This window comes from uncultured Megasphaera sp. (genome assembly GCF_900539295.1).
Classification (GTDB): domain Bacteria; phylum Bacillota; class Negativicutes; order Veillonellales; family Megasphaeraceae; genus Megasphaera.
The window spans coordinates 114,875-127,314 of sequence record NZ_UQBH01000004.1; the positions used below are offsets into that span (position 1 = coordinate 114,875).

10 protein-coding genes and 2 rRNA genes are annotated in these 12,440 nt (G+C 51.2%); 8 read left to right on the top strand and 4 right to left on the bottom strand.

From position 1 onward, the window contains the following. Positions 1-2: 2 nt before the first annotated feature. A complete protein-coding gene (gene ssnA / locus QZQ46_RS02465; RefSeq protein WP_296826482.1) occupies positions 3-1,340 on the bottom strand; it encodes a putative aminohydrolase SsnA in 1,338 nt (445 codons plus the stop codon). A 313-nt stretch (positions 1,341-1,653) separates the two neighbouring features. Between ssnA and QZQ46_RS02470 the strand changes: the two genes are divergently transcribed. The 6 genes from QZQ46_RS02470 to QZQ46_RS02495 all read left to right on the top strand — a co-directional run bounded on the left by QZQ46_RS02470 (position 1,654) and on the right by QZQ46_RS02495 (position 8,667). Next, positions 1,654-2,292: a transcriptional regulator gene (locus QZQ46_RS02470; protein ID WP_296826484.1), complete on the top strand. Its 639-nt coding sequence runs from the start codon at positions 1,654-1,656 to the stop codon at positions 2,290-2,292. Between the two features lie 199 nt (positions 2,293-2,491). Beyond that, on the top strand, positions 2,492-3,700 hold the full coding sequence (gene dpaL, locus QZQ46_RS02475; protein WP_296826486.1) for a diaminopropionate ammonia-lyase: 1,209 nt from the start codon (positions 2,492-2,494) through the stop codon (positions 3,698-3,700). 42 nt (positions 3,701-3,742) lie between these two features. Beyond that, positions 3,743-5,062 carry a YgeY family selenium metabolism-linked hydrolase gene (locus QZQ46_RS02480; protein ID WP_296826488.1) on the top strand — a complete coding sequence of 440 codons (1,320 nt, stop codon included), beginning with the start codon at positions 3,743-3,745 and terminating at the stop codon, positions 5,060-5,062. Positions 5,063-5,091: 29 nt separating this feature from the next. Continuing rightward, complete coding sequence (gene ygeW / locus QZQ46_RS02485) at positions 5,092-6,285, top strand: knotted carbamoyltransferase YgeW (RefSeq protein WP_296826490.1); 1,194 nt, start codon at positions 5,092-5,094, stop codon at positions 6,283-6,285. Between the two features lie 63 nt (positions 6,286-6,348). Further along, positions 6,349-7,299 (top strand): carbamate kinase, encoded by a 951-nt coding sequence (gene arcC, locus QZQ46_RS02490; RefSeq protein WP_296826492.1) that lies wholly within the window; start codon positions 6,349-6,351, stop codon positions 7,297-7,299. A gap of 15 nt (positions 7,300-7,314) precedes the next feature. Continuing rightward, the gene (locus tag QZQ46_RS02495) at positions 7,315-8,667 is read left to right on the top strand and encodes a uracil-xanthine permease family protein (protein ID WP_296826494.1); all 1,353 of its coding nucleotides are present in this window, start codon (positions 7,315-7,317) and stop codon (positions 8,665-8,667) included. Here the strand turns inward: QZQ46_RS02495 and QZQ46_RS02500 are convergent. Continuing rightward, positions 8,651-9,541: a LysR family transcriptional regulator gene (locus QZQ46_RS02500; protein ID WP_296826496.1), complete on the bottom strand. Its 891-nt coding sequence runs from the start codon at positions 9,539-9,541 to the stop codon at positions 8,651-8,653. The two genes, QZQ46_RS02495 and QZQ46_RS02500, sit on opposite strands and share 17 nt — an antisense overlap. A 108-nt stretch (positions 9,542-9,649) precedes the next feature. On the opposite strand from QZQ46_RS02500, the gene QZQ46_RS02505 reads away from it, so the two are divergent. Then, a complete protein-coding gene (locus QZQ46_RS02505; protein ID WP_296826498.1) occupies positions 9,650-10,567 on the top strand; it encodes a DMT family transporter in 918 nt (305 codons plus the stop codon). 9 nt (positions 10,568-10,576) lie between these two features. Next, positions 10,577-10,975 (top strand): hypothetical protein, encoded by a 399-nt coding sequence (locus QZQ46_RS02510; RefSeq protein ID WP_296826501.1) that lies wholly within the window; start codon positions 10,577-10,579, stop codon positions 10,973-10,975. A gap of 631 nt (positions 10,976-11,606) precedes the next feature. Here QZQ46_RS02510 and rrf read toward each other — a convergent pair. Beyond that, positions 11,607-11,723 (bottom strand): 5S ribosomal RNA (gene rrf / locus QZQ46_RS02515). Between the two features lie 296 nt (positions 11,724-12,019). Then, positions 12,020-12,440 (bottom strand): 23S ribosomal RNA (locus tag QZQ46_RS02520); the annotation flags it as partial.

Below are 12,440 nucleotides of genomic sequence, written 5' to 3' on the forward strand. Positions count from 1 at the left end.
CCTTACAAATAGCCGTTAATGCGCCCGGCCAAAACGGCGGCGCCTTCACGAATTTTAGCCATTAATGCCGGCTCGTCGACAGCGGTCAGCTCCCGATTTTCCATAAGAACCTTACCGTTGGCAATAGTCGTTACGACGTTACGGCCAGTCATGCCGAACAAGATATGGCTGTTGATGTTTTCTTCATTCATCGGCGTCGGTGCCGTGTAATCAAGGACGATGACATCAGCTGCAGCCCCGTCCTTCAAGACTCCCAGCGGCGCCTTAAAATAGCGGTTGGCAATGGCGACATTGTTCTCAAACAACATCTGCGGCACTTCGCCCCAAGCAGCCGTCGCATCGCAGAGATGGTGCTTATGCAGGATATTGGCCACCTTGTACGATTCGATCATATCGTGGGTGTAGCCGTCCGTTCCCAAACCGGTCAGGATTCCACGGTGTACCATTTCCATCGTCGGCGGACAGCCGCAGGCATTCCCCATATTCGACTCGGGATTGTGGACGACCATCGTATCCGTATCCTTGATGAGGTCCATTTCACGAGCATTGACGTAGATGCAGTGTCCGAGAAGCGTCTTCGGACCAAGGATGTTCCAATCATATAAACGGTCGACGATTCGCTTGCCGTGCTTTTTCAGGCAGTCGTGCAAATCTTCAATGCCTTCGGCAACGTGGATATGACAGCCCACATCGTCCGGCTTATGTTCCATCGCCAGTTTCAACGTCTCATCGCTGAGGGTAAACTGGGCATGCATGCCCATCATGCCGGCCAGCATATCCGTCGTATCCTGCTGAGCATGACGAATCCAGGCTTCATTTTCTAAGACCGCCTGACGAGCCTTATCGAGGCCGTCCCGGTCGGAAACTTCGTAGCACAGGCAAGAACGGATTCCCGTTTCTTGGGCAGCTTGGCCGATAGCGAACAGGCTGTCCTTGATTTCGCCGAAGCTGGCATGGTGGTCGAAAATCGTCGTCACACCATTTTTAATGCATTCGACATACGTCGCCATGGCGCTCAAGTAGGTCAAATCATTGGTCAAATGACGGTCAATATTCCACCACAGCCCGTCGAGGATATCCAAAAAGCCTTTGGGCGCATAACCTTCGATGTGCAGGCCCCTGGCCATGGCACTGTAAATGTGTTCATGCGTGTTAATAAAGGCCGGCATGATGACGCCGCCTTTGGCATCGATGAACGAGGCTTCGGGAAAGCGCTTGCGCAGGTCTGCCGTCTGGCCGACACCGCAAATCTTCGTACCGTCTATGGCAACGGCGCCGTCTGGGAAATACGGATTGTGCTTATCCCGTGTTACGACGTGTCCATTTCCTACGATTAACATATAAACCCCTCCTTTGGCGTAAAAAGAAGCAAATGACGCCTTCAATATGTTGTGTTTTTATCATATCGTCATTGTCGTTTACGAATCTACCTTAATACTACCGTTTTACAGATATCCTGTCAAACTTTTTTGAGCCTAAAAAATTTTATTGTTATTTTTATTATAGCCTGACGTTAAGGATGATTTTTTGACATATATATTTTTTACAATAATCGTTACTTTCTCACCAAAATATGGTATAGTAACATTACCTAAAAAATATTTAGCAGAACAGCTAATAATCTGTTTTCTGTCATAGAGAGAGGTGTCTTTTATGTTAGACGATGCCGTCCTTAACTTTTTACGCCATTTAGCCAAAGGGCTGGCCGACCAGTTCGGACCAAACTGTGAAATCGTCATCCATGATCTGAGTGACAATTATAAAGAAAATTCCATCGTCGCCATCGAAAACGGCCATGTTTCAAACCGAAAAGTCGGTGACGGGCCGTCTCTTGCCGTTCTCGACGCCCTGCGAAACGACCCGCAAAACGTCGAAGATCACGCCAGCTACCTTACCAAGACGAAAGATGGCCGCATCTTAAAATCGACGACCATCTACATTCGCAACGACGAGCAAAAAATCATCGGCGTCTTCTCCATTAATTACGACATTACGGAATTAATCATGATTGAAAATGCCATAAAGCCCTTGGTATCCGTCGATTCCGAAGAAAAGGCCAGCCCCATTCCGCAAAACGTCACCGATCTCCTCAACGACCTCATCGAAGAGTCGACGCGTCAAGTCGGCAAACCCGTTCCCCTCATGACCCGCGAAGACAAGATAAAGGCCATCAAGTTCTTAAATGACCGAGGTGCCTTACTCATCACCAAGGCCGGTGATAAGATCTCCAAACACTTCGGCATTTCAAAATACACCTTATATAGTTATATAGACAGCAGCAATGAATCGTAAAAGAGACCGCAAGGTCTCTTTTTATTATGCCTAAAACCGATAACCTTCTTTCGGCTCTTGCAAAAAAAGTGTAGCAACCAAATAGATTTTTAGGTTTGTCCTATTGCAAATCTGCATACTCATGTTATACTTTAGGTATACAAAAACTTTTAGATTGTCTAAAATATTTTTTTCAGTTTATTTTAGGAGGTACGGATTTATGAAAAAGGATATGAAATGGGCCATGAATCATTTGCCCAAATCAGACGATAAAAATCTCCCCATCATGAGCCTCAGTGAAATCGAAAAGGCCAAAGCCTTCCATCAGAGCTTTCCCCAGTACAGCGAAACACCGCTGACGCGCCTCGATCAGATGGCTCACTACTTAGGCCTGGGTTCGATTTTTGTCAAAGACGAATCGTATCGTTTCGGTCTCAACGCCTTTAAAGTCCTCGGCGGTTCCTACTCCATGGCCAAGTACATCGCCAAAGAAACAAATCGCCGGATTGAAGACATGCCTTACCAGGTGCTGACTTCCGATGAGCTTCGAAAGGATTTCGGACAGGCGACTTTCTTTACGGCAACTGACGGCAATCACGGCCGCGGCGTCGCTTGGGCGGCACAAAAGCTGGGCCAAAAAGCGGTCGTTCACATGCCCAAGGGTACAACCCAAACCCGTTTGGAAAACATCAAAAAGCTGGGTGCTGACGTCGATATTTTAGAACTCAACTACGACGACTGTGTCCGTCAAGCCGCCAAAGAAGCCTCGGAAACGCCGCACGGCGTCATGGTTCAGGATACGGCTTGGGACGGCTATGAAGAAATCCCGTCGTGGATCATGCAGGGCTACGGTACGATGGCCATGGAAGCGGGCGAACAGTTGAAGAAAGCCGGCATTGAACGGCCGACACATATTTTCGTTCAAGCCGGAGTCGGTTCTTTGGCCGGCGCCATCGTCGGATATTTTGCCAATCTCTATAAAGACAATCCGCCAAAATTCATCGTCGTAGAAGCCTCGGCAGCGGACTGCCTGTATAAAGGGGCGGCGGCCGGTGACGGCAAGCCCCGCATCGTCGGCGGCGACCTGAATACCATCATGGCCGGTCTTGCCTGCGGAGAGCCGAATACCATTTCCTGGGACATCCTCAAGAACCACGTCACGACATTTATTTCTGCCGATGATCCGGTTACGGTCCGCGGCATGCGCCTGCTGGCAGCGCCTTTAAAAGGAGACGCTCCTATCATTTCAGGAGAATCCGGTGCTGTCCCCTTCGGTGCCCTGGCCACCATCATGCTGTCTGATGAATGTAAAGAACTGCGCAGCCAATTAGGCCTCGATGAAAAGTCCCATGTTCTCGCCTTTTCAACAGAAGGCGATACCGATCCGGAACGCTATAAAAACATCGTTTGGCGCGGATTAGAAAAATAAAAGACCTCACAAGAGAATCATTACATAAAAGGAGAGACTACCATGACTGTAAATTACGCCAAGATTAAAGAAGCAGCCCAAAACTACGAACAGGATATGACCCGTTTCCTGCGGGACATCGTAAAATACCCCGGTGAAAGCTGTGACGAAAAAGCTCATATCGACCGCATCGCCGAAGAAATGAAAAAACTTGAATTCGACAAGGTTGAAATCGATCCTATGGGCAACGTCCTGGGCTATATGGGGACCGGCAAGACCCTTATCGGCTTCGACGCCCACATCGATACCGTCGGCATCGGCAATAAAGGCAACTGGAACTTCGACCCCTATGAAGGTTTTGAATCGGACACGGAAATCGGCGGCCGCGGCACATCGGACCAACTCGGCGGCATCGTCTCTGCTGTTTACGGCGCCCGCATCATGAAAGACTTAGGCTTACTGTCCGATGCCTATACGGTCCTCGTTACCGGTACCGTTCAGGAAGAAGACTGCGACGGCCTCTGCTGGCAGTACATCATCAACGAAGACAAAGTTCGCCCGGACTTCGTCGTCTCGACGGAACCGACCGACGGCGGCATCTACCGCGGTCAACGCGGGCGCATGGAAATCCGCGTCGACGTCCAAGGCGTTTCCTGCCACGGTTCTGCCCCGGAACGCGGTGACAACGCCATTTACAAGATGGCTGACATCATCCAGGATATCCGTGCCCTCAACGAAAACGACGCTGCCGACACGACGGAAATCAAAGGACTCGTAAAGATGCTCGACAAGAAATATAACCCGGAATGGGAAGAAGCCAACTTTCTCGGCCGCGGCACCGTTACCTGCTCACAGATTTTCTACACCTCCCCCAGCCGCTGCGCCGTTGCCGACTCCTGCTCCATTTCCCTCGACCGCCGCATGACAGCCGGCGAAACTTGGGAAAGCTGTCTCGACGAAATCCGTGCCCTGCCGAGCGTTAAAAAGTACGGCGAAGACGTCAAAGTCAGCTTATACGACTACGCCCGCCCGAGTTACACCGGCCTGACATACCCGATTGAATGCTACTTCCCGACCTGGGTCATTCCCAAAGATCACAAAGTTACAACAGCCTTGGAAGAAGCCTATACGGGCCTCTTTGGAAACAGCCGCATCGGTTCGGCCGAAACGCAAGACATGCGAAAAGCCCTGCCCCTTACGGATAAATGGACCTTCTCGACCAATGGCGTTTCCATCATGGGCCGCAACGGCATCCCCGTCATCGGCTTTGGTCCCGGTGCCGAAGCACAGGCCCATGCTCCGAACGAAAAGACCTGGAAACAAGATTTAGTAACCTGCGCCGCCGTTTACGCTGCCTTACCATCTGTTTACACCAGCAAATAATTTTAATTCACATAAAAGGAGACTCTCTGATGAAAACATTACAGGACTATATCGATAAATTAAAGGCCCTCAACTTCAAAGAAATGTATGAAAACGACTTTTTCCTCACCTGGGACAAGACGGACGACGAATTGGAAGCCATCTGGGTTTTAGCAGATACCCTTCGCTTCATGCGGGAACATAACATTTCTACAAAACTCTTTGAAAGCGGTCTCGGCATCTCCATCTTCCGTGACAACTCGACGCGTACCCGCTTCTCCTTTGCCTCGGCCTGCAACCTCTTAGGCCTCCAGGTTCAAGACCTCGATGAAAAGAAGAGCCAGATTGCCCACGGTGAAACGGTACGCGAAACGGCCAATATGATTTCCTTCATGGCCGACGTCATCGGCATCCGCGACGACATGTACATCGGTAAAGGCCATGCCTACCAAAAAGAAGTCGTCGACGCCGTCACCCAAGGCTATAAAGATGGAATTCTCGAGCAGAAACCGACCTTAGTCAACCTCCAATGCGACATCGACCATCCGACACAGTGCATGGCCGACGCAGCTCATATCATCCACGAAATGGGCGGTCTTGAAAACCTGAAAGGCAAGAAAATCGCCATGACCTGGGCCTACTCGCCGTCGTACGGCAAACCCTTGTCCGTTCCTCAAGGCGTCATCGGCCTCATGACCCGTCTCGGAATGGATGTCGTCTTAGCTCATCCGGAAGGCTACGAAGTCATGCCCGACGTCGTCGAAGTCGCCAAAAAGAACGCTCAGCAGTCGGGCGGCTCCTTCCGCATCACCAACGACATGGCCGATGCCTTCAAAGACGCCGACGTCGTCTATCCCAAGAGCTGGGCTCCCTTTGCCGCCATGGAAAAGAGAACCAACCTCTATGCCGCCGGTGACCAGGCAGGTATCGACGCCTTAGAACAGGAACTGCTGGCACAAAATGCCCAGCATAAAGATTGGTGCTGTACGGAAGACATGATGAAGACGACAAAAGACGGCAAAGCCATGTACCTTCACTGCCTGCCCGCCGATATCAACGGCGTCAGCTGTGAAGACGGCGAAGTCGAAGCTTCTGTCTTTGACCGTTATCGCGATTCCCTTTATAAGGAAGCCAGCTACAAGCCCTATGTCATCGCCGCCATGATTATGCTGGCCAAGTGCGAAGACCCGGCAGCGACCTTAAAGGCATTGGAAGAAAAAGGCACTGTCCGCAAACTGAAATAACCTGCAGCCGTGAAAGGGGCCGGTCCTCTGGGCCGGCCCCTCTTGTCATAAAGGAGTATCATTATGAGTAATAAGAAGAAGCGCATCGTCATCGCCCTCGGGGGAAATGCTTTGGGAAACACCCTCCCGGAGCAGATGATGGCCGTCAAAACGACAGCTAAAGCCATCGTCGATCTCATCCAAGAAGGCTGTGAAGTCATCGTTTCCCATGGAAACGGACCGCAAGTCGGCATGATCAATCACGCCATGGCCGCCTTGAGTCGGGAAGATGTAAATCAGCCCAATACGCCCTTATCAGTCTGCGTCGCCATGAGCCAGGCTTACATCGGCTACGATTTGCAGAACGCATTACGTGAAGAAATGCACAATCGTGACATCTTTGATATCCCCGTCGCCACCATGGTCACCCAAGTCCGCGTCGATCCCGAAGATCCGGCCTTTAAAAATCCGACCAAGCCCATCGGCCACTTCATGACTAAAGAACAGGCAGAACACGCCGCCAAAGAATACGGCTACATCGTCAAAGAAGATGCCGGCCGCGGCTGGCGCCGCGTCGTCGCCTCGCCCCTGCCGAGGGAAATCATCGAAATCGGTGCCATTAAAACCCTCGTCGAATCGGGACAGCTGGTCATCGCCTGCGGAGGCGGCGGCATCCCCGTCGTTCATCAGGGCAACCATCTGAAAGGCGCCAGCGCCGTCATCGACAAAGACTTCGTCAGTGAACTCCTTGCCGAAGACCTCCGCGCAGACTACTTAATCATCTTGACGGCTGTCGAAAACGTGGCCATTAATTTCTCCACACCGGAAGAAAAGGCCCTGCACGACATAACGCCGGAAGAAGCCCGAACCTATATGGATCAAGGCCACTTTGCTCCCGGTTCGATGCTGCCCAAAGTCCAGGCAGCCGTCAAATTTGCCGAATCCCGCCCGGGCCGCACGGCCCTCATTACCTTGCTGCAAAAGGCAAAAGAAGGCATCCTAGGAAAAACAGGAACCCGCATTCATCAGCCTTAAAGGAGGTGCACCATTGTGGAAAAACTCCCTATCTCAAACACCCGCAGCGCCTCCCTCTTTGCCATGGACGGCATTCCTCATTTCTTTGAGGCACTGCCTCTTGCTTTACAGCACGTCGTAGCCATGATCGTCGGCTGTGTCACGCCGGCTATCATCGTCGCAGGTGCCGCCGGTCTCTCCCAGCCCGACAGAATTATCCTCATTCAGGCCTCCCTCATCGCTGCCGCCATCGGTACGATTCTTCAGCTCTATCCACTGGGCCGCCGCACAGGCCTTCACTTCGGTGCCGGCCTTCCGGTCATCTTCGGCGTCAGCTTTGCCTACGTTCCGACCATGCAGTCCTTGGCCGGCGACTACGGTATCGCCGCCATCTTAGGGGCTGAAGTTTTCGGCGGCATCTGCGCTATCCTGGTAGGGCTCAGCATCCATCGCATCCGAAAATTCTTTCCGCCCCTCGTTGCCGGGACCGTCGTCTTCACCATCGGCCTGTCCCTCTATCCCATTGCCATCAACTATATGGCCGGCGGCGTTGGCACGCCGACCTATGGCAGTTGGCAGAACTGGATGGTCGCTATATTCACCCTAATCGTTGTGACATTTTTCACACATTTTGCCAGTGGTCTCCTTCGCCTGGCGTCGATATTAGTCGGCATCTTGGCCGGATATATCTTGGCTTTGATCATGGGCATGGTCCAGTTCGACAACGTCATGACAGCCGGCTATTTTGAAATGCCGCGGATTCTCCATTTCGGCGTAGAATTCGATCCGGCAGCCTGCATTGCCATTTCGATCCTGTTCGTCATCAATTCCATCCAGGCCATCGGCGATTTTTCGGCCACCACATCGGGAGCCATGAATCGCCAGCCTACATCAGACGAACTCCACGGCGCTATCTTAGGCTTAGGAGCTACCAGTATCTTGGGCTCAGTCCTAGGCTTTTTGCCGACGGCTTCGTTCAGCCAAAACGTCGGCATCGTTACGACAACCAAAGTCATCAACCGCGCTACCTTGGGACTGGCAGCCGTCATCATCCTCATTGCCGGCATCGTCCCTAAGTTTTCAGGCCTCTTGACGACGATTCCCTACGCCGTTCTCGGCGGTGCTACGGTGTCAGTCTTTGCCTCCATTGCCATGACCGGCATTAAACTGGCCCTGTCCGACGGAGCCACGCCTCGCAACATGGCCATCATCGGCCTGGCCGTCGCCTTAGGCATGGGGCTTTCGGCAGCCCCGGAATCGCTCCACCTCTTCCCGGCCTGGGTAACGACTATTTTCGGCAAAGCGCCGGTCGTCCTGGCTTCGATCATCGCCATCAGCCTCAACTGCATTCTGCCGAAGAGACACGGTTCTCCTAGTGAGTCATCGTAGGCAGCCGCAGCTTGCTGATGCCGTCCTTTACGTATTTTATGAATTTTTTTACGGCCGGAGCGGCCATATCCCGGCTGGGAATGGCAATGCCAATGGTGATGGTGTGAACCGGATCCATCGGTAAGATGGCAACCTTCCCCTGCCACTGTGCCGTCATGAGACGGTTGTTCATACTGACGCCCAAGCCGGCTTCGACCATACGATAAGTCGTATAATTATCAATGGCTGTATAACGAACGCGGCAGGAAATGTTTTCTGCCTTCAACAACCGCTCCGAGTCCGTATCCTGCTGGGGCAGTGATTCGATAAACGATTCGTTGCTTAGTTCTTTCAGCGGATAGGCATTGGCCTTGGCTAAGGGATGATTTTCCGGAAGCCACATGACCATTTCATCTTCACATAAAGGAATCCAATCTCCGGAAAAAGGGCGCTTCGTCGTGATACAACAGTCGAAGCGCCCTTCTTCCAGTCCTTCGTACATGGCCTTGTTGGCACATTCTTCGATATGGACGTGAACTGCCGGGTAGGCCTGCTGGAAGGCTTGGATAATCTGCGGCAGCCAATTAGCGGCGACGCTGAAATAAGAACCGATATAAATGTCACCGGCCGTCAATCCGCGAAGTTGGGCACTGTACTGCAGTATCGTCTCTTCGTCGCGGATGAGCTGCCGCAAGAAAGGCAGGACAGCCGTCCCTTCACGGGTTAAATGGACGCCCTGAGCCGTCCGTCCCAACAGGGGAAAGCCGATTTCCTTTTCCAGGGACGTAACGGCCCGCATGACCCCTGACGGCGTATACCCCAATTGATCGGCAGCGGCTGAGAAACTGCCGGCTCGAACGACCTGCAGGAGAAGTCTGCATTTTTCCGTATTCATAAAAACCACCTTTGCTTTTTTATCAATTCCTCATATATTATTTTGCTATTCTCTCTATGCCAATTATAGCGTATCATAAAAATAAGAAAAAAGTAAGGAGGTTTTTGTATGAAACAGGGAACTGCTGAATTATTACTCCTCACAGTTATCATCTCACGAAGCATTTCTTATTTATTATCAAAAATCGGCCTCCATGGAGTGCCTCCCTTAGAATTACTGGCTATCCGCTTTTTCCTGACTACCATCATTTTACTGATTATTTTTCATAAGCGGCTGCCAAACATCACCAAGCCCCTCTTCAAAGCTGCTGGATTATTAGGGACGCTGCTCTTCGGCTGTATGGCCTGTGAACTGATCAGCTTAACGACAGTTCCGTCTTCAACGGTCGCATTCTTGGAAAACACGTCTGTCGTCTGGGTCCTCCTGCTCATGGCCGTCATCAATCGCCATTGGCCTAAGAAGCAAGTCTTACTGTCGACGGGACTACTATTCACCGGCATCGCCTGCCTCACCCTCCAAGGGGAGGCCCTCAGTCTGGAAGCCGGCGAAATCATCTGCCTGACCGGGGCCCTCTTTTATACCGTATGGATCTGCCTAACGGCCCGCATGGCCCGGGAATACGATCCCCTGCTGCTGGGAATCCTGCAGATGGGTTTTCTCGCGGTGTACAGTTCGATTGCCATGGCCCTGTTTGAAATCCCCGTTCTGCCGACAGATACGACGACTTGGTCGGCCATCCTGGCCCTGGTCTTTATCTGCTCCGTTTTCGGTTTCACCTTCCAGCCCGTCGCCCAAAAATATACCAGTGCTGAAAAAGCCGGCCTGTTTACAGCCCTCAATCCCTTGATTGCCGCCGTTCTCGGTGCCGTTTTCCTCAACGAAATGCTGACATCGGTGCAATTGCTCGGAGCCGTCTTCATCATCTCGGGCATCGTCCTCGTCCAATTACCGGACAGATTCCTATATAAACTGACAGCAATAAAAAATCATGTTCCCAGATTCAACAAAAAAAGAACCACACTTTAAGGAGTCCTCATGAAAAAATATTGCATTCTCTTAATATTTGCCCTTGTCCTTCCTTTCTCGACAGCCATTTCTGCTAATGTCCATGCCGCCGGCCTTCAAGAAAATACGATTTTTCAGGATCTGTACGGAATGCGGCGCACCAAAGAGATGCTTATCATCAGTCCTGACGATGCGGTCACTCATTCTTTTTATGGTTTAAAAATCGGCGACAAAAAGGATGACGTCCTCAAAACACTGAAGCCGGCATTTCACCTCATGTATGAATTAAAGGCCATTGGACCGGCCTATTTGCTGAGCGATGTCGTCTATCCCGACTATTATTTGACCGTCTCCTTTGATGAAAATGACCGCGTATCCATGATCGTCTATCAGGAAAATAAGAAATTTCATATTACCGATGTAAGGTGAAGACCTTGGCTGCTCTTTCTTAACGGACTGCCGAGTAATTAATTTGTCTCCCATATTCCTATCTCCTTTTTATCCGCTCTGCTTAACAATTACAACAGGGCATATATATGAAAAGAAGCACTGACGTCAGTCGGTGCTTCTTTTTCGTTGTTAAGATATATGTTTTCGAGAAGGGCGGAATGGCTGTAAGTAGTAAGCGAATAAAGAAGTATTTTTAGGCTGGCGGCGTTAATATAAAGAGAGGTATCAGATGTAGCTAGGCTTCGAAATTGTCGCCTACGGCTTTTCGTCAGAAAGTTCCCGATGTGTCTGTGCGTTCAGACTTGTCACCTGCTACTCCCGATTTTAAAGCAGTCATATGGTCCCGATACGGGCAATCCAGTTGTCTCCGACATCCACCATTTAAAGAAGCTACATGGCCCCGACAGCGACAGTCTGGTCGCCTATCGGCATCCGTCGTAAAAGCTGACGCCTGGTTCTGATACGGGCAATCCGGTCGTCTTCGACATCCCATCCGGAAAGGGGCCATATGGACCTGCAGCGACAGTCTGGTCGCCCTTGGCATCCGTCATTTTCATTTCATTGTTTACATACAAAAAGAAGCACTTCATTATCGAAGTGCTTCTTGCTTAATCAGCGGCTTCCTATCCTCCCAGGGGGCCTCCCCCCAAGTACTTTCGGCGTTTGCGGCCTTAACTGCTGTGTTCGGCATGGGAACAGGTGGATCCCCGCAGCTATCGCCACTGAATTTATGTTTCAGGATTCGTATCCTGACAACTGCATAAAAATGTTTGTCTTAACTTCCTTTATTCTGAGTGATTCTTCTTAAGCGCAACACATCTGCTGATTGCGGCAGTCTGGTCGTCTTCGACATCCGTCATTTAAGATGCCACATTTCTGAGTCCTTAGACTAGTCGCCTTTCGGCTTCCGGTCTGGGATTATCTGTCACCAGATTCCCTCACCCACTCCGAAGCCTTGCTTCGGAGTAAGCGACTCACGAAGGTTTATGCGTCCCTTCGGTCCTTTAAACCTGGTTCGCTGCTTAAGTCAAGTCCTCGGTCTATTAGTACCGGTCCGCTCCATACATCGCTGTACTTCCACTTCCGGCCTATCAACCACATCGTCTTTGTGGGACCTTACTTGTTTTCACAATGAGAAACCTCATCTTTAGGCTGGTTTCACGCTTAGATGCTTTCAGCGTTTATCCGTCCCCGACGTAGCTACCCAGCTGCACGGCTGGCGCCATGACTGGTACACCATCGGTCGGTCCACTCCGGTCCTCTCGTACTAGGAGCAGCCCCTTTCAAGTTTCTTCCGCCCGCGATGGATAGGGACCGAACTGTCTCACGACGTTCTGAACCCAGCTCGCGTACCACTTTAATGGGCGAACAGCCCAACCCTTGGGACCTACTTCAGCCCCAGGATGTGATGAGCCGACATCGAGGTGCCAAACCTCCCCGTCGA

Bases quoted from the DNA above. Each gene is read 5' to 3' on its own strand.
- ssnA (WP_296826482.1), bottom strand. From the start codon at position 1,340: ATGTTAATCGTAGGAAATGGACACGTCGTAACACGGGATAAGCACAAT.
- QZQ46_RS02470 (WP_296826484.1), top strand. From the start codon at position 1,654: ATGTTAGACGATGCCGTCCTTAACTTTTTACGCCATTTAGCCAAAGGG.
- dpaL (WP_296826486.1), top strand. From the start codon at position 2,492: ATGAAAAAGGATATGAAATGGGCCATGAATCATTTGCCCAAATCAGAC.
- QZQ46_RS02480 (WP_296826488.1), top strand. From the start codon at position 3,743: ATGACTGTAAATTACGCCAAGATTAAAGAAGCAGCCCAAAACTACGAA.
- ygeW (WP_296826490.1), top strand. From the start codon at position 5,092: ATGAAAACATTACAGGACTATATCGATAAATTAAAGGCCCTCAACTTC.
- arcC (WP_296826492.1), top strand. From the start codon at position 6,349: ATGAGTAATAAGAAGAAGCGCATCGTCATCGCCCTCGGGGGAAATGCT.
- QZQ46_RS02500 (WP_296826496.1), bottom strand. From the start codon at position 9,541: ATGAATACGGAAAAATGCAGACTTCTCCTGCAGGTCGTTCGAGCCGGC.
- QZQ46_RS02505 (WP_296826498.1), top strand. From the start codon at position 9,650: ATGAAACAGGGAACTGCTGAATTATTACTCCTCACAGTTATCATCTCA.
- QZQ46_RS02510 (WP_296826501.1), top strand. From the start codon at position 10,577: ATGAAAAAATATTGCATTCTCTTAATATTTGCCCTTGTCCTTCCTTTC.